Here is a 16,210-nt window from a genome sequence, read left to right as displayed (position 1 = left end):
CGGCTTTCGGGCCCGGTGCGAACGTCCAAGGTACGGGGCCCGGGGCGACCCGTGGCCGATACTGGGGTCGTTATGGAAATCCTGATCCTTGCTGTAGTCATCGCCCTGGTCGCGGTCGGCGCGATCAGCGGGCTCGTGGTCAGCAGCCGCAAGAAGAAGCAGCTGCCCCCCACGGCGCCGCCGAGCACGCCGACCATCACTGCCCCGCCTGCCGAACCGCAGGTGGGGGAGGACGCCGTAGAGACGGCGGAAGAGCCGCGCCGCACCATCGAGGAGGTTGGGCTCCCGGAGGCGGAGGCCGAGGCTCCGGTCGAGGAGCCGGCGGCGGAGCCCGAGGCCCCGGCCGCACCCGAGATCGAGGTGCCCGAGCCCACCGCCGGCCGCCTGGTCCGGCTGCGCGCACGGCTCGCCCGTTCCCAGAACTCGCTCGGCAAGGGGCTGCTCACGCTGCTCTCGCGCGAGCACCTCGACGAGGACACCTGGGAGGAGATCGAGGAGACCCTCCTCATCGCCGACGTCGGCGTCGCGCCGACGCAGGAGCTGGTGGACCGGCTCCGGGAGCGGGTCAAGGTGCTCGGCACCCGTACCCCCGCCGATCTGCGCGCGCTGCTGAAGGAGGAGCTGCTGACCCTGGTCGGCACCGACTTCGACCGCGCCGTGAAGACCGAGAGCGGCGTGGACACCCCCGCCGTCGTGATGGTCGTCGGCGTCAACGGCACCGGCAAGACCACCACCACCGGCAAGCTGGCCCGCGTGCTCGTCGCCGACGGCCGCAGCGTGGTCCTCGGCGCTGCCGACACCTTCCGCGCCGCTGCCGCCGACCAGCTCCAGACGTGGGGCGAGCGGGTCGGGGCGCGCACCGTGCGCGGTCCCGAGGGCGGCGACCCCGCCTCCATCGCCTACGACGCGGTCAAGGAGGGCATCGCCGAGGGCGCGGACGTGGTCCTCATCGACACCGCCGGCCGCCTGCACACCAAGACCGGTCTCATGGACGAGCTCGGCAAGGTCAAGCGCGTCGTCGAGAAGCACGGCCCGCTGGACGAGGTCCTGCTGGTCCTCGACGCCACCACCGGCCAGAACGGCCTGACCCAGGCGCGCGTCTTCGCCGAGGTCGTGGACATCACCGGCATCGTCCTGACCAAGCTGGACGGCACCGCCAAGGGCGGCATCGTCGTCGCCGTCCAGCGCGAGCTCGGCGTCCCGGTCAAGCTCGTGGGCCTCGGCGAGGGCCCGGACGACCTGGCCCCCTTCGAGCCGGAAGCCTTCGTGGACGCCCTCATCGGCGACTGAGGACCGGCCCCGGGCCCGGGCCCGGCCCCGTCACGCGTAGCCAGTGCCCCCGCATCCGCGCCGGATGCGGGGGCACTGGCGTGCGAGGGTGGCTCAGCGCCGGAAGCGGTGGCAGGTGTAGGCCAGGGTGCCCAGCAGCAGGCGGGCCTGCGGCGGGCCGCCCGCACAGTCCAGCGCGGGCCGGCGCAGCCAGCCGGCCGGGCCCAGGCCCGCGTGGTCGCTGGGCGGCGCGGTCAGGAAGGCGCCGTGGCCCAGAGCGCGCAGGTCCAGGTCGGCGTCGTCCCAGCCCATCCGGTACAGCAGCTGCGGCAGCTCGGCGGCGGCGCCCGGGGCGACGAAGAACTGCGCACGGCCGTCCGGGGTCACCGTGACGGGCCCCAGCGGAAGCCCCATGCGTTCCATCCGCACCAGTGCCCGCCGCCCGGCCTCCGCGGAGACCTCGATCAGGTCGAAGGCGCGGCCCACGGGGAGCAGGATCGTCGCACCGGGGTACTCGCCCCAGATCTCGGTGACCTCGTCGAGGGTGGCGCCCCCGGGGACGGTGGGAGCGAAGCCCAGCGGATGCGCCCCCGGAGCGACGCAGTTCGTACGACCGCAGGAGCAGTCCCGGGCCGGAGCGGCGGCGCGGGCGCCGGGGACCGCGTCCCAGCCCCACAGTCCCGTGTACTCCGCCACGGTGGTGCACTCCGATGTCCGGCCGCGGCGCCGGACGCCGGAACGGAACTCCTTGGTGCCGCGGCTGCCGCCGATCGTGAAGCCCATGCCCATGCCCCCTCCAACGGGTCGGACGCGCCGGTGGTTACGACGCCGGCGGCACCGGTCGGCCGGGCGGGTGCAGTACGCCTTCCACCGGGGCCGCCCGGCGCACTCCTCGCCGCGCGCGCCCCCTGCGCACTCCCGTCCAACCGTTCTGTTTCGCCGTGGTGTCAAGTGAATCGCGCCTGGCCGGTGGGGAGTTCATTCGAAGGGGTGGCGAATGGTGGCGTTTCTGGAATCGACCTCGCGGCAGCGGTGATCGTAGGATTACTTTCGGTGCACGAACCCGGAAGGCGAGCCCAGTCGTGGGTATGCCGGAGGCAAACTGTGGAGGACCTGTGAAGGTCCCAGGCGGCGCCGTCCGCCCCGGCCAGGGTTTGTGCTGAAGAAAGCGATGCGGATGGGGGCGTTCCAGTGAGCGGCAGCGGCGCAAGCGGAACGAGTGGCGATGCCGCCGAGGACAGGAACGTCCAGCTGACCTCGTGGTTCGTCCGCAGCGGCTGGTCCAAGGGCGAACTCGCCCGCCAGGTGAACCGCCGCGCCCGGCAGATGGGCGCCCACCACATCAGCACCGACACCTCCCGGGTGCGCCGCTGGCTCGACGGCGAGCAGCCCCGCGAGCCCGTGCCCCGGATCCTCTCCGAGCTGTTCTCCGAGCGGTTCGGCTCGGTCGTCGCCATCGAGCAGCTGGGCCTGCGCACCGCCCACCAGACCCCCTCCGTCTCCGGCGTCGACCTGCCCTGGGCGGGCCCGCAGACCGTGGAACTGCTCAGCGAGTTCTCCCGCAGCGACCTCATGCTGGCCCGCCGGGGCTTCCTCGGGACCTCCCTCGCCCTCTCCGCCGGCCCCGCCCTCATCGAGCCCATGCAGCGCTGGCTCGTCCCGTCCCCGGCCGCCGACCCCGGCGTGCGCGCCGACGGCGGCTCCGCGGGCCGCGGCCCCGGGCAGCGGCCGCCCCGGCTGACCGAACCGGAACTGGGCCTCCTCGAAGCCACCACCGTGATGTTCCGCCAGTGGGACGCCCAGTGCGGCGGCGGACTGCGCCGCAAGGCCGTCGTCGGACAGCTCCACGAGGTCACCGACCTGCTCCAGGAGAACCATCCGGCCCCGGTCATGAAGCGGCTCTTCAAGGTGGCCGCCGAGCTCTCCGAACTCGCCGGCTGGATGAGCTACGACATCGGCCTGCACCCGACGGCCCAGAAGTACTTCGTCCTCGCGCTGCACGCCGCGAAGGAGGGCGGCGACAAGCCGCTCGGTTCGTACATCCTCTCCAGCATGAGCCGCCAGATGATCCACCTGGGCCGCCCGGAGGACGCGCTGGAGCTCGTCCACCTCGCCCAGTACGGCAGCCGCGACTGCGCCGGACCCCGCACCCAGGCCATGCTGTATGCGATGGAGGCCCGCGCCTACGCCAACATGGGCCAGCCGAGCCGCTGCAAGCGGGCCGTGCGGATGGCCGAGGACACCTTCTCCGACGTCGGCTTCGACGGCGAGCCCGAGCCCGACTGGATCCGCTTCTTCTCCGAGGCCGAGCTCAACGGCGAGAACTCCCACTCGTTCCGGGACCTGGCCTACGTCGCCGGACGCAGCCCCACCTACGCCTCCCTCGCCGAACCGGTCATGGCGCGGGCCGTCGAGCTGTTCTCCAAGGACGACGAACACCAGCGCTCGTACGCCCTGAACCTCATCGGCATGGCCACCGTCCACCTGCTCCAGAAGGAACCCGAGCAGGCCACCGTCCTCGTGGACCGCGCCCTCGACGTGGCGCGAAAGGTACGCTCCGAACGGGTGAACACCCGGCTCCGCAAGACCGTGGACAGCGCCGCCCGTGAATACGGCGACGTCGCCGAGGTGGTCCGGCTCACCGACCTCCTCGCGTCCCGGCTTCCCGAGGCCGCCGAGGCGGTCTAGCCCTCCCCGGAGCTCCAGGGCCCTTCGAGTCCTGTTCATTGACGCGTAACACGCCCGACCTCTTCGTCATCGGGGCGAAACACCCAGCGGCGCCGCCGGAAACCGGCCTGCGCGAATCTCAGGGCCAATAACCGGCCAGTCCCCAGGCCAGCCCCCCGGCCTACGCCTTGCGCCGCTCAGGTTTTCACGCTCGCCCGCACGCGAACGTACCGACGACGAGGAGACGCCGATGGCATCAGCCATCACGACCCTCGCGGCAGACGCCCCGACGCTCTCTGCCGCGAACACCGGGTTCATGCTCATCTGCTCCGCCCTGGTCATGCTGATGACCCCGGGACTCGCCTTCTTCTACGGAGGCATGGTCCGCGTCAAGAGCAGCCTCAACATGCTGATGATGAGCTTCATCAGCCTCGGGATCGTCACGATCCTGTGGGTCCTCTTCGGCTTCAGCCTCGCCTTCGGCACCGACTCCGGCTCGCTCATCGGCTGGAACTCCGACTACGTCGGCCTCAGCGGCATCGGCATCACCGAGCTGTGGGACGGCTACACCATCCCGGTCTACGTTTTCGCCGTCTTCCAGCTGATGTTCGCCGTCATCACCCCGGCCCTGATCAGCGGCGCCCTCGCCGACCGCGTGAAGTTCAGCGCCTGGGTGCTGTTCTCCGCCCTGTGGGTCACCGTCGTCTACTTCCCCGTCGCCCACTGGGTGTGGGGCGCCGGCGGCTGGCTCTTCGAGCTCGGCGTCATCGACTTCGCGGGCGGCACCGCCGTCCACATCAACGCGGGTGCCGCGGCCCTCGGCGTGATCCTGGTCATCGGCAAGCGCGTCGGCTTCAAGAGGGACCCGATGCGCCCGCACAGCCTCCCCCTCGTGATGCTCGGCGCCGGGCTGCTGTGGTTCGGCTGGTTCGGCTTCAACGCCGGATCCTGGCTCGGCAACGACGACGGCGTCGGCGCGGTCATGTTCGTCAACACCCAGGTCGCCACCGCCGCCGCGATGCTCGCCTGGCTCGGCTACGAGAAGCTGCGCCACGGCTCCTTCACCACCCTCGGCGCCGCCTCCGGCGCGGTCGCCGGCCTCGTCGCCATCACCCCCTCCGGCGGCTCCTGCTCCCCGCTCGGCGCGATCGCCATCGGTGCCATCGCCGGCGTGCTCTGCGCCATGGCCGTCGGCCTGAAGTACAAGTTCGGCTACGACGACTCCCTCGACGTGGTCGGCGTCCACCTCGTCGGCGGCATCGCCGGCTCCCTGCTCGTCGGCCTCTTCGCCACCGGCGGGGTCCAGTCCGACGCGGCCGGCCTCTTCTACGGCGGCGGCCTGGCCCAGCTCGGCAAGCAGGCCGTCGGCGTCTTCTCCGTCCTCGCCTACTCCCTCGTCGTCTCCGCCGTCCTGGCCTTCCTCCTCGACAAGACCATCGGGATGCGGGTATCCGAGGACGTGGAGGTCTCGGGCATCGACCAGAGCGAGCACGCCGAGACCGCCTACGACTTCAGCGGGGCCGGCGGCGGGATCTCCTCCCGCGGCACCGCGGCCCCCGCCCCCGTTGCCGCAGCGAGCAAGAAGGTCGACGCATGAAGCTGATCACCGCGATCGTCAAGCCCTACAAGCTGGACGAGATCAAGGAAGCCCTCCAGGCCTTCGGGGTCCAGGGGCTCACCGTCTCCGAGGCCAGCGGCTACGGCCGCCAGCGCGGTCACACCGAGGTCTACCGGGGCGCCGAGTACACCGTGGACCTCGTGCCGAAGATCCGCATCGAGGTGCTCGTCGACGACGTGGACGCCGAGGACGTGATCGACGTCGTCGTACGGGCGGCCCGCACCGACAAGATCGGCGACGGCAAGGTGTGGAGCGTCCCCGTGGACTCGGTCGTCCGGGTCCGCACCGGCGAGCGCGGCGCCGACGCGCTCTAGGTGACGGGAGCTCCTGGGTGACGAGCGTCGAAGTGACCACCGACGAAGCCGGCGACGACCGCCCGGACGGCTCGGGACCCAGCGGGTACGCCGCGGCCCGGCTGCGACTCCTCCAGGAGGAGTCGCGGTCCGGGCCCTCGCGGCGTTCCGCGCTGTCCACGCTGTCCGACCACTGGCTGTCCGCGCTGTTCGCCGCAGCCGCGCGGGAGACCGGCGTACGCGGCGCCGCCCTCGTCGCCGTCGGCGGCTACGGCCGCGCGGAACTCTCCCCGCGCAGCGATCTCGACCTGCTGCTGCTCCACGACGGCAAGGCGGAACCCCGGGCGCTCGCCGCGCTCGCCGACCGCCTCTGGTATCCCGTGTGGGACCTCGGCCTGGCCCTGGACCACTCGGTGCGCACCCCCGCCGAGGCCCGAAAGACCGCAGCCGAGGACCTCAAGGCCCACCTCGGCCTGCTGGACGCACGGCTCGTCGCCGGGGACGCCGGGCTGCTCGCGGGGCTGCGCACCTCCGTCCTCGCCGACTGGCGCAACCAGGCCGTCAAACGGCTCCCACAGCTGCACGCCCTGTGCCGCGAGCGCGCCGAGCGGGCCGGTGAGCTGCGCTTCCTGCTGGAACCCGACCTGAAGGAGGCCCGCGGCGGACTGCGCGACGCCACCGCCCTGCGGGCCGTCGCCGCGTCCTGGCTGGCCGACGCCCCGCGCGAGGGACTGGCCGACGCCCGGCGGCGGCTGCTCGACGCGCGGGACGCGCTGCACCTGGTCACCGGCCGGGCCACCGACCGGCTCTCCCTCCAGGAGCAGCCCCAGGTCGCCGCCCGCCTCGGCCTGCTCGACGCCGACGCCCTGCTCCGCGAGGTGTACGAGGCCGCCCGGGTGATCTCCTACGCGGGCGACGTCACCTGGCGCGAGGTCGGCCGGGTGCTGCGGGCCCGGACCGCCCGGCCCCGGCTGCGCGGACTCCTCGGCACCCGTGGCGCGCCCGCCGGCGAACGGGCACCGCTGGCCGAGGGCGTCGTGGAGTCCGACGGGGAGGCCGTGCTGGCCCTCGCCGCCCGGCCCGAGCGGGACCCCGTCCTGCCCTTGCGCTTCGGCGCCGCCGCCGCCCAGGCGGGCCTGCCCGTCTCGCTGCACGCCGTACGCCGCCTCGCGGACCGGGCCCGGCCACTGCCGGTGCCCTGGCCGGCCGAGGCCCGGGAACAGCTGCTCACCCTGCTGGGCGCCGGGGAGCCCACGGTGGCCGTGTGGGAGGCGCTGGAGGCCGAGGGGCTGATCACCCGGCTGCTCCCCGACTGGGAGCGGGTGCGCTGCCGGCCCCAGCGCAACCCCGTGCACACCTGGACGGTCGACCGGCACCTGATCGAGACGGCCGTGCGGGCCTCGGCGCTGACCCGCCGGGTGAGCCGGCCCGACCTGCTGCTGATGGCGGCCCTGCTGCACGACATCGGCAAGGGCTGGCCCGGGGACCACTCGGTGGCCGGTGAGACCATCGCCCGCGACATGGCCGCCCGGGTGGGCTTCGACCCCGAGGACATCGCCGTGCTCGGCACCCTCGTGCGCCACCACCTGCTGCTGGTCGACACCGCGACCCGGCGCGACCTCGACGACCCCGCCACCGTGCGGGCCGTGGCGGCGGCCGTCGGCTCGACGGGCACCCTGGAGATCCTGCACGCCCTCACCGAGGCCGACGCGCTCGCGACGGGACCCGCCGCCTGGAGCACCTGGCGGGGCTCCCTCGTGGCCGACCTCGTGGCCCGGGTCGCCGCCGTCCTCAGCGGCTCCCCGCCCGACGCCTCCGAGCCGGACATCCCGACCACCGAACAGGAGCGCCTGGCGGTGGAGGCCCTGCGCACCGGGGAGCCGGTGCTCATGCTCCACGCGCGCCGGGAGGAGGAGGAAGCCGTCGGGGTCGAACTCGTCGTCGCCGTCCCCGACCAGCCGGGGGTGCTCCCGGCCGCGGCCGGGGTCCTGGCGCTGCACCGGCTGACCGTGCGGGCGGCCGAGCTGCGCTTCCTGGAGCTGCCGGACCGGCTGGGGGAGGCCCTGGTGCTGCGCTGGCGGGTGGCCGCGGAGTACGGGGCCCTGCCGGAGGCCGCCCGGCTGCGGACCGACCTGGTCCGGGCGCTGGACGGCTCGCTGGACGTCCCGGCGCGGCTCGCCGACCGCGAGGCGGCGTACCCGAGGCGGCGCGGAGTGGTCCCGCCGCCGCCCCGGGTGGCCGTCGTCCCCGACGTCTCCTCGCTGGCCACCGTGCTGGAGGTGCGGGCGCCCGACGCGGTGGGGCTGCTGCACCGCATCGGGCGCGCGCTGGAGTCCCGCCGGGTCCGGGTGCGCAGCGCCCACGTCTCGACGCTGGGCGCCAACGCGGTGGACACCCTGTACGTGGTCGACACCGACGGCAAACCCCTGTCCGGGGCCGACGCCGCCGCCCTGGCCGCCGCGGTGGAGGCGGCCCTGTCCTAGACCCCGCACCGGGTCCCGTCCGGCTCCCCGGGGTCCGCCCCGGGGAGCCGGAGCGGGGGGCGGGCGGGGGATTGCCTCCCGCAGGGCCGGGCAGGCGGCGTGGCCCGATACCCTGGGGGACGACCACCACGCCCCCGACCCGAGGAATCGCGACCACCGTGTTCGATACGCTTTCCGACCGCCTCAGCGCGACCTTCAAGTCCCTCCGGGGCAAAGGCCGCCTCTCCGAGCAGGACATCGACGCTGCGGCGCGGGAAATCCGTATCGCCCTCCTTGAGGCCGACGTCGCGCTTCCCGTCGTCCGCTCCTTCATCGCGAACGTCAAGGAAAGGGCCCGTGGCGAGGAGGTCAGCAAGGCGCTGAACCCCGGCCAGCAGGTCCTGAAGATCGTCAACGACGAGCTGGTCTCCATCCTCGGCGGCGAGACCCGCAGGCTGCGCTTCGCCAAGACCGCGCCCACCGTGATCATGCTGGCCGGTCTCCAGGGTGCCGGTAAGACCACCCTCGCCGGAAAGCTCGGCCTCTGGCTCAAGGGGCAGGGTCACACCCCGCTCCTCGTCGCCTGCGACCTCCAGCGCCCCAACGCCGTCAACCAGCTCTCCGTGGTCGCCGAGCGCGCCGGTGTCGCCGTCTACGCGCCGCAGCCCGGCAACGGCGTCGGAGACCCGGTCCAGGTGGCCAAGGACTCCGTCGAGTACGCCCGTACCAAGCAGCACGACATCGTCATCGTCGACACCGCCGGCCGCCTCGGCATCGACCAGGAGCTGATGCAGCAGGCCGCGGACATCCGCGACGCCGTCAGCCCCGACGAGATCCTCTTCGTCGTCGACGCGATGATCGGCCAGGACGCCGTCAACACCGCGGAGGCCTTCCGTGACGGCGTCGGCTTCGACGGCGTGGTGCTCTCCAAGCTCGACGGCGACGCCCGGGGCGGTGCCGCGCTCTCCATCGCGCACGTCACCGGCAAGCAGATCATGTTCGCCTCGAACGGCGAGAAGCTCGACGAGTTCGACGCCTTCCACCCCGACCGCATGGCGGGCCGGATCCTCGACATGGGTGACATGCTCACCCTCATCGAGCAGGCCGAGAAGACCTTCTCGCAGGCCGAGGCCGAGAAGATGGCGGCCAAGCTCGCCAAGGGTCCCAAGGAGTTCACGCTCGACGACTTCCTGGCCCAGATGGAGCAGGTCCGCAAGATGGGCTCCATCTCCAAGCTCCTCGGCATGCTGCCGGGCATGGGCCAGATCAAGGACCAGATCAACAACATCGACGAGCGCGACGTGGACCGCACCGCCGCGATCATCAAGTCGATGACCCCGGCCGAGCGCCAGGACCCGCACATCATCAACGGCTCCCGCCGCGCCCGCATCGCCAAGGGCTCCGGCGTCGAGGTCAGCGCCGTCAAGTCGCTGGTCGAGCGGTTCTTCGACGCCCGCAAGATGATGTCCCGCATGGCCCAGGGCGGCGGCATGCCGGGCATGCCCGGCATCCCCGGGATGGGCGGCGGCCCCGGCCGGCAGAAGAAGCAGGTCAAGCAGGCCAAGGGCAAGCGCAAGAGCGGCAACCCGATGAAGCGCAAGGAAGAGGAGGCCGCGGCCGCGGCCCGGCGCGAGCAGGGCCCGCAGGCGATCGAGCCCGCCGCCGGCGGCAACCCGTTCGGCCTGCCCACGGGCGGCCAGGGCGGTCAGGACTTCGACCTGCCGGACGAGTTCAAGAAGTTCATGAAGTAGCACCGGGCAGGCGTACCCGGGTACGCGAAGAGGGCCCCGGCCGTGCACGCACGGCCGGGGCCCTCCCGTTTCCTGCGGGGGCATACGTCCTGTTTGTCGCCTAAGGTCGGCCGGGAGGACGGCATAAGGAGGCCCCGTGCCCAGCCCCACCCCCGTACCGCCGCGCGACCGGGCCGACACCCCCTGGCGTTCGGAGGGCGCCCCGCCCGCACCGCCACCCAGGAAACGGATGCCCGGCGGCTGGCGCGGGCTGATCCTCACCGCGCTGATCGTCTACCTGATCGCCAACGTGGTCCTGTCCTTCTTCAACGAGGGCGACGAACCGGTCGTCTCGTACACGGAGTTCAGCAAGCAGGTCGCCGCCGGCAACGTCTCGAAGATCTACTCCAAGGGCGACGCCATCCAGGGCGAGCTGAAGTCCGCGCAGCCCCTCCCCGACGGCAAGGGCGACTACACCAAGTTCACCACCCAGCGCCCCGCGTTCGCCGACGACCAGCTGTGGGCCAACCTCACCCAGCACAACGTGACCGTGACCGCCTCGCCGGTCGTCGTACAGCGCAGCTTCCTCGCCAATCTGCTGCTCTCCCTCGCCCCCATGCTGCTCCTGGTCCTCCTGTGGGTGGTCATCGCCCGGCGGATGGGCTCGGGGATGGGCGGCATGGGCGCCCTCGGCCGCAAGGCCCCGCCCAAACCGGTGGAGCTGGCGGGCGCCAAGCGCACCACCTTCGAGGACGTGGCGGGCATCGACGAGGTCGAGGGCGAGCTGAACGACGTCGTCGACTTCCTGAAGAACCCCGGACAGTACCGCCGGATGGGCGCCCGGATGCCGCGCGGCGTCCTGCTGTCCGGCCCGCCCGGCACCGGCAAGACCCTGCTGGCCCGGGCCGTCGCCGGCGAGGCGGGCGTGCCCTTCTTCTCCGCCTCCGCCTCCGAGTTCATCGAGATGATCGTCGGCGTGGGCGCCTCACGGGTGCGCGAACTGTTCGCGGAGGCCCGCAAGGTGGCCCCCGCGATCATCTTCATCGACGAGATCGACACCATCGGCCGGGCCCGCGGCGCCGGGGCCGGCGTGGGCGGCCACGACGAACGCGAACAGACCCTGAACCAGATCCTCACCGAGATGGACGGCTTCTCCGGCGCCGAGGGCGTGATCGTGCTGGCCGCCACCAACCGGGCCGACGTCCTGGACCCGGCGCTCACCCGCCCCGGCCGCTTCGACCGCACGGTGGTCGTCTCCCCGCCCGACCGCGACGGACGGGCGGCCATCCTGCGCATCCACACCCGGGACATCCCGCTCGCCCCCGACGTGGACCTGACCCGGGTGGCCCGGACCACGCCGGGCATGACGGGCGCCGAACTCGCCAACCTCGCCAACGAGGCCGCCCTGCTGGCCGTCAAGCGACGGCGCGACCAGGTCACCCCGGCCGACCTGTCCGAGGCCCTGGAGAAGATCCAGCTGGGCGCGGAGCGGTCCCTGGTGATGCCCGACGAGGAGCGCCGCCGCACCGCCTACCACGAGAGCGGGCACGCCCTGCTCGGCATGCTCCGCCCGGGCGCCGACCCCGTCCGCAAGATCACCATCGTCCCCCGCGGCCGCGCGCTCGGCGTCACCCTCTCGGCCCCGGACGCCGACCGGTACGCCTACACCGAGGACTACCTCCGCGGCCGCATCATCGGCGCACTGGGCGGCATGGCCGCCGAGCACGTCGTCTACGACGTCATCACCACGGGCTCCGAGAGCGACCTGGAACAGGTCACCGGCATCGCCCGCGGCATGGCCGGCCGCTGGGGCATGAGCGAGCGCGTCGGACGCCTGACCGCCATCCCCTCCGACGGACAGAGCCCCTACGGCCTCGCCGCCGCCCCCGCCACCCTCGACGCCGTCGACCACGAGATGCGCCGGATCGTCGACGAGTGCTACGAGGAGGCCTGCCGCGTCCTGCGCGAGCACCGCCCGCAACTCGACGCCCTGGCCGAGGCCCTGCTCGCCCACGAGACCCTGGACGAGAAGGCGGCGTACGCCGCGGCCGGGATCACCCGTCTGGAGAAGTAGCGCCGGGCGGCCCGAGGCCGCCCGGCGGCCGGCCTTCAGGCCACCCGGGCGACGACGTAGCGGAAGATGTTCGGCAGCCAGACGGCTCCGTCGGTCCGCTCGTACGGGTGAAGCGCCTCGGACAGCTCCTTCTCCGCCAGCGCCGGATCGGCCGCCGCGTCGTAGAGCCCCGTCGACAGCAGACCCCGTACGGCGCTGTCCACGTCCGCGTACCCGAACGGGCAGAACACCCGCCCCGACCCGTCGGGCACCAGACCCGCCCGCGCCACCAGCTCGTCCAGGTCCCGGGCCGCCGGGCCGCCGCCCAGCACCGCCGGAACCGTGCAGCGCTCCGCCGGACCCCAGTCGGCCAGCACCACCGCGCCGCCCCGCCGGACCGCCGGCAGGGCCTCCGCGAGGGCGCCCGGCCCCGGCGAGAGCGCCAGCAGCACGTCGTAGGGCCGCGCGGCGGGCACCGGGGGAGCCGCCACCACCTCCAGCAGCCGCTCCCGGGCCAGCGCCCGGCGGGCCGGATCCGCCTCCACGCCCGTGGCGGCGGCGCCCCGGCCCGCGGCCAGCAGCAGGGGCAGCCCGGCCCCGCAGCCGAGGCCCAGCAGCCGGTCACCCGGCCCGACCTCCAGCCGGTCGTAGACCGCCTCGTACAGCGGTACCAGCATCCGTTCCTGGATCTCCGCCCAGTCCCGGGCGACGAGCGTCGCCGTCGGCGTCGGTGTCATCGAAAGAGCGCTCCTGATTCCGTCTCGCCCCCTTGCCCCCGTTGCCAGGGAACTCCCCATTCGCCCCCGCGTCCAGAGGAGTGCGCCACCCGATTCACGCTCGGTGCGCCCGGCGCCGTACCATTCGCGCCATGGCAAAGGCACCCGTTCTCACCCCGCAGGCGGAGGATTTCCCCCGCTGGTACCAGGATCTGATCAACAAGGCCGAGCTGGCCGACAACGGTCCGGTCCGCGGCACCATGGTCATCCGGCCGTACGGCTACGGCCTGTGGGAGCGGATGCAGCAGGAGATGGACGCCCGCATCAAGGACGCGGGCGCCCAGAACGCGTACTTCCCGCTGTTCATCCCGCAGTCGTACCTGACGAAGGAAGCCGAGCACGTCGAGGGCTTCGCCCCCGAGCTCGCGGTCGTCACCCACGGCGGCGGCAAGGAGCTGGAAGAGCCGGTCGTCGTCCGGCCCACCTCCGAGACGATCATCAACGACTACTTCTCCAAGTGGGTCCAGAGCTACCGGGACCTGCCCCTGCTGATCAACCAGTGGGCCAACGTGGTCCGCTGGGAGATGCGCCCCCGCGTGTTCCTCCGTACGAGCGAGTTCCTCTGGCAGGAGGGCCACACCGCCCACGCCACGTACGAGGACGCCCGCGACTACGCCGCCCGCATCCACCGCGACGTCTACGGCGACTTCATGACGAACGTGCTCGGCATCGACGTCGTGCTCGGCCGCAAGACCGCCAAGGAGCGCTTCGCCGGCGCCATCAACACCCTCACCCTCGAAGGCATGATGGGCGACGGCAAGGCGCTCCAGCTGGGCACGAGCCACGAGCTCGGCACCAACTTCGCCAAGGCCTTCAACACCCAGTACCTGTCGAAGGAAGGCAAGCAGGAGCTGGTCTGGCAGACCTCGTGGGGCGTCTCGACCCGCATGGTCGGCGGCCTGATCATGTCCCACGGCGACGACAACGGCCTGCGCGTCCCGCCGCGCCTCGCGCACGTCCAGGTCGTCGTCATGGCGATCAAGGGCGACGAGGCCGTGGCCAAGGTCCGAGAGCTCGGTGCGCAGCTGAAGGCCGCGGGCATCCGCGTCCAGGTCGACGACCGCGTCGACACCCCCTTCGGCCGTCGCGCCGTGGACTGGGAGCTCAAGGGCGTACCGGTCCGCATCGAGATCGGCCCCCGCGACCTGGAGGCCGGCACCGCGATGCTGGCCCGCCGGATCCCGGGCGGGAAGACCCCGGTGCAGATCGACGCCCTCGCCGACCTGCTGCCCAAGGTCCTCGACGAGGACCAGGCGCAGCTGCTGCGCGAGTCCCGCGAGCGCCGCGAGGCCCGCACGTCGGACGTCTCGACCATCGAGGAGGCCGCCGAGGCCGCCGTCGCAGGCGGCTGGGCGCGCATCCCGTGGGCCGACCTGGGCCCCGAGGGCGAGGCCAAGCTGGCCGAGCAGGCCGTCTCCGTGCGCTGCCTGATCGCGGCGGACGGGTCGGTTCCGGAGGCGGACGACGCCCCCGGTACGCTCGCCATCGTGGCGCGCTCGTACTGACGCACGGCATCGCGCCCCCGGCGTGCGGCTTCGGCCGCGCGCCGGGGGCGTGGCCATTGCCGGTCTTCGTTACGTACCGACTCCTCCTGAGATCGACGCACCCGTCCTCCTCAGGACGCATCAGAGTGAACTGACTGGTACGTGCAAAAAATTTGGAATGGCCCGGAATCGGAACACCGGGGCACCCCGGCTCGTTGTCACGACGTGAGCACGACACCACCTGTTCTCGCCGCAGAGCTGGCGCAGGCGTGGGCCGACATTCAGCGGTACCACCCCGAGCTGCCTGACCTTGCCGCGCCCGAGTCCCTGATCGGAGAGTCCTCGTCCGCCTGCGGCGCGGAGCTCTCCTTCGAGCGACTGCTGCACGAGGCAGTCCACGGCATCGCGGCCGCCCGCGGTGTCCGTGACACCTCGCGTGCCGGCCGCTACCACAACCGCAGATTCCTGGCGATCGCCGAGGAGATGGGGCTGGACCACTCCGAGGAGCCGCACGCCAGCAGCGGGTTCTCCCTGGTCTCCCTCAATCCCGAGGCCAAGAGGCGCTACCGCCCCACCATGGAGCGGCTCCAGCGCGCACTGAAGGCGCACACGGCGGCCACGGCCGCCGACACCAAGCGCAGCTTCCGCGGTCCGGCCGCCCGGCACGGTTCCTCCGGCGGCGGCGTACGGGTCAAGGCGGTCTGCGACTGCGGGCGCAACGTCCGGGTGGTCCCGTCCGTGCTGGCCCAGGCGCCGATCGTGTGCGGCGGCTGCATGAAGCCGTTCCGCATCCCCGAGGTCGCCGTTTCGGCGGCCGCCTCCTGAGCCCGCGGCCCCGCGGCTCCCGCGGCCGTACGGGGGCGGCGGCCGGGCGCGGGCCCGCCGGCGGGGCGGCGGCCCGGTGGGGTGCTGCCGCACGCCTCCGATCGCCCCTCCCCGTGAGGAGCGCCGCAGGCATGTGGCACAATGGACAGCTGTACTCGACAGTCGCATAGGACCCCTCTCTCCTCCGGCTGACGCGTCCATCGGGCACCCGAGTACCGCAACCCCACGTGGCATCTCATGTGCCCAACCACGTCAAGTTCAGGAGACACCACTCCAGTGGCAGTCAAGATCAAGCTCAAGCGCCTCGGCAAGATTCGCCAGCCGCACTACCGCATCGTCGTCGCCGACGCCCGCACCCGCCGTGACGGTCGCGCGATCGAAGAGATCGGTATCTACCACCCGACGTACAACCCGTCGCGCATCGAGGTCAACGCCGAGCGTGCGCAGTACTGGCTGTCTGTTGGCGCCCAGCCCACCGAGGCTGTTCTCGCCATCCTGAAGCTGACCGGTGACTGGCAGGCGCACAAGGGCCTCCCGGCCCCCGCGCCGCTGCTCCAGCCCGAGACGAAGGAGAGCAAGCGTCGCTCCTTCGACGAGTTCGCCAAGGCCCTTGAGGGCATCGGCGAGACCAAGGGCGAGGCCATCACGCAGAAGGCCAAGAAGGCCGACAAGAAGGCGGACGAGGCTGAGGCCGCCGCCGAGTCGACCGAGGCCTGATCATGCTCGAGGAGGCTCTTGAGCACCTCGTGAAGGGCATTGTGGACAACCCCGACGACGTGCAGGTCGCCTCGCGCAACCTGCGCCGCGGTCAGGTGCTCGAAGTCCGGGTCCACCCGGACGACCTCGGGAAGGTGATCGGCCGCAACGGCCGCACCGCACGTGCACTGCGTACCGTCGTGGGCGCCATCGGCGGCCGGGGGATCCGCGTCGACCTCGTCGACGTGGACCAGGTCCGCTGAGCAGTTGAATCACCGGCACGGGCCGGGGAGGGCGTTCGTCGCCTTCCCCGGCCCGAGTCGTTTCTGCCTGTGAG

General features: G+C 72.5%; 13 protein-coding genes. 11 read left to right on the top strand and 2 right to left on the bottom strand.

What is annotated here, in order from left to right:
* Nucleotides 1-72: 72 nt before the first annotated feature.
* Nucleotides 73-1,290: a signal recognition particle-docking protein FtsY gene (gene ftsY / locus SLAV_RS11630; protein WP_030227382.1), complete on the top strand. Its 1,218-nt coding sequence runs from the start codon at nt 73-75 to the stop codon at nt 1,288-1,290.
* A gap of 93 nt (nt 1,291-1,383) precedes the next feature.
* Here ftsY and SLAV_RS11625 read toward each other — a convergent pair whose 3' ends face one another.
* Nucleotides 1,384-2,052: a bifunctional DNA primase/polymerase gene (locus SLAV_RS11625; protein ID WP_030227384.1), complete on the bottom strand. Its 669-nt coding sequence runs from the start codon at nt 2,050-2,052 to the stop codon at nt 1,384-1,386.
* A gap of 408 nt (nt 2,053-2,460) precedes the next feature.
* Here SLAV_RS11625 and nsdA point away from each other — a divergent pair, with 408 nt between their 5' ends.
* The 6 genes from nsdA to ftsH all read left to right on the top strand — a co-directional run bounded on the left by nsdA (nt 2,461) and on the right by ftsH (nt 12,113).
* Complete coding sequence (nsdA, locus tag SLAV_RS11620; RefSeq protein ID WP_030227386.1) at nt 2,461-3,957, top strand: transcriptional repressor NsdA; 1,497 nt, start codon at nt 2,461-2,463, stop codon at nt 3,955-3,957.
* Nucleotides 3,958-4,186: 229 nt separating this feature from the next.
* The gene (locus SLAV_RS11615) at nt 4,187-5,533 is read left to right on the top strand and encodes an ammonium transporter (protein ID WP_030227389.1); all 1,347 of its coding nucleotides are present in this window, start codon (nt 4,187-4,189) and stop codon (nt 5,531-5,533) included.
* Nucleotides 5,530-5,868: a P-II family nitrogen regulator gene (locus SLAV_RS11610; RefSeq protein ID WP_030227390.1), complete on the top strand. Its 339-nt coding sequence runs from the start codon at nt 5,530-5,532 to the stop codon at nt 5,866-5,868. Before SLAV_RS11615 ends, SLAV_RS11610 begins: the two co-directional genes overlap by 4 nt.
* A gap of 17 nt (nt 5,869-5,885) precedes the next feature.
* Complete coding sequence (locus tag SLAV_RS11605) at nt 5,886-8,330, top strand: [protein-PII] uridylyltransferase (protein ID WP_030227392.1); 2,445 nt, start codon at nt 5,886-5,888, stop codon at nt 8,328-8,330.
* 158 nt (nt 8,331-8,488) lie between these two features.
* A complete protein-coding gene (ffh, locus tag SLAV_RS11600) occupies nt 8,489-10,060 on the top strand; it encodes a signal recognition particle protein (protein ID WP_030227394.1) in 1,572 nt (523 codons plus the stop codon).
* A gap of 136 nt (nt 10,061-10,196) precedes the next feature.
* Nucleotides 10,197-12,113: an ATP-dependent zinc metalloprotease FtsH gene (gene ftsH / locus SLAV_RS11595; RefSeq protein WP_030227397.1), complete on the top strand. Its 1,917-nt coding sequence runs from the start codon at nt 10,197-10,199 to the stop codon at nt 12,111-12,113.
* 35 nt (nt 12,114-12,148) lie between these two features.
* Here ftsH and SLAV_RS11590 read toward each other — a convergent pair whose 3' ends face one another.
* A complete protein-coding gene (locus SLAV_RS11590) occupies nt 12,149-12,829 on the bottom strand; it encodes a methyltransferase type 11 (protein ID WP_037686635.1) in 681 nt (226 codons plus the stop codon).
* A 131-nt stretch (nt 12,830-12,960) separates the two neighbouring features.
* On the opposite strand from SLAV_RS11590, the gene proS reads away from it, so the two are divergent.
* The 4 genes from proS (at nt 12,961) to SLAV_RS11570 (ending at nt 16,136) form a co-directional block, all read left to right on the top strand.
* Complete coding sequence (gene proS / locus SLAV_RS11585) at nt 12,961-14,373, top strand: proline--tRNA ligase (protein WP_030227399.1); 1,413 nt, start codon at nt 12,961-12,963, stop codon at nt 14,371-14,373.
* A gap of 204 nt (nt 14,374-14,577) precedes the next feature.
* A complete protein-coding gene (locus SLAV_RS11580) occupies nt 14,578-15,177 on the top strand; it encodes a hypothetical protein (protein ID WP_030227400.1) in 600 nt (199 codons plus the stop codon).
* Between the two features lie 276 nt (nt 15,178-15,453).
* Complete coding sequence (gene rpsP, locus SLAV_RS11575; protein ID WP_030162461.1) at nt 15,454-15,894, top strand: 30S ribosomal protein S16; 441 nt, start codon at nt 15,454-15,456, stop codon at nt 15,892-15,894.
* Between the two features lie 2 nt (nt 15,895-15,896).
* Nucleotides 15,897-16,136 carry an RNA-binding protein gene (locus tag SLAV_RS11570; RefSeq protein ID WP_007266827.1) on the top strand — a complete coding sequence of 80 codons (240 nt, stop codon included), beginning with the start codon at nt 15,897-15,899 and terminating at the stop codon, nt 16,134-16,136.
* Nucleotides 16,137-16,210 lie beyond the last annotated feature (74 nt).

This window comes from Streptomyces lavendulae subsp. lavendulae (assembly GCF_002803845.1).
In the GTDB taxonomy this organism is placed as follows: Bacteria; Actinomycetota; Actinomycetes; order Streptomycetales; family Streptomycetaceae; genus Streptomyces; species Streptomyces lavendulae.
This window is presented reverse-complemented; position numbering and strand designations above follow the sequence as displayed.